At 42.6% G+C, this 875-nt stretch carries 2 protein-coding genes; both read left to right on the top strand.

Annotated features, from left to right (window positions below):
- Positions 1–55: 55 nt before the first annotated feature.
- The gene (locus H8706_RS12125) at positions 56–466 is read left to right on the top strand and encodes a SpoVG family protein (protein WP_262432699.1); all 411 of its coding nucleotides are present in this window, start codon (positions 56–58) and stop codon (positions 464–466) included.
- Positions 467–477: 11 nt separating this feature from the next.
- The gene (locus tag H8706_RS12120) at positions 478–732 is read left to right on the top strand and encodes a DUF3849 domain-containing protein (RefSeq protein WP_262432845.1); all 255 of its coding nucleotides are present in this window, start codon (positions 478–480) and stop codon (positions 730–732) included.
- Positions 733–875: the final 143 nt, after the last annotated feature.

Raw genomic sequence — 875 nt, 5'->3', positions numbered from 1 at the left:
GTGAAAGGTTAAAAGAAGTGGATGATGAGTTATATAAAAGAAAGGGGTAGAATTTATGAATTACAAAGCAAGCGTGAACCTTATTAACAAACCCGGAAGCTTAAAGGGAGTTGCCTCGGTTTCCATCAATGACGAGTTTGTTGTAAAAGGTGTGAGGATTTTTGAGGGCAATGACGGTCCGTTTGTGTCAATGCCTTCCCGTAAGGCAGGAGCCAAATATGAGGATATTTGTTTCCCCATTACAAAAGAGGGAAGAGAAAATCTCCACAGTGCGGTGCTTGAAGCATACGAACAGAAATTAACACAGCAGGAGGAGCAGAACCATGAAGAGGGGAAAGAAACAAAAAAGGCAGGGAATAAAAAGTCTCAAAAGCGTTCAGACGGACAAAAAACTGCCGAAAGCAATACCGAATTGCAGGCGGATCAGAATGAACAGACCGAGGCAGCCCCGGTAATGAATATGTGAGGTGAACAGCTATGGCGGTGGAATTTTACCGTTATTCATACAGGACAGCGGAGCATGACGGCGATGTTGAGGAATACCGAGCAAGCCGTGATGAGAACAGACGATGCACGGAATTCATTCAGCATCCGCAAACCGGACTTTATGCAAACGCATATAAAGATAATGTTGTAGATAAAGACGGAACGTATCTTGATAAATGTATAAGCGAATTTGGTATGCAGCGAATGATGTTCGTTATTGCCAACACCTCGATATATCTTCCGTAAATCAAGGGGAATGACCAAAGGATTATATCTCTCATTGCACGTTTGCCGCCTATATACGGAATCGGACTGTTTTGATATTTCACTACCTCAAACACCTCCGATTTGGCATAAACTAAAAAAGCGGCTGATGTTGTCAGTTTTGA

This window comes from Qingrenia yutianensis, assembly GCF_014385105.1.
Taxonomy (GTDB): domain Bacteria; phylum Bacillota; class Clostridia; order UMGS1810; family UMGS1810; genus Qingrenia; species Qingrenia yutianensis.
Note: the sequence above shows the minus strand (reverse complement) of the source record. Positions and strands in the feature narration are given on the sequence as shown.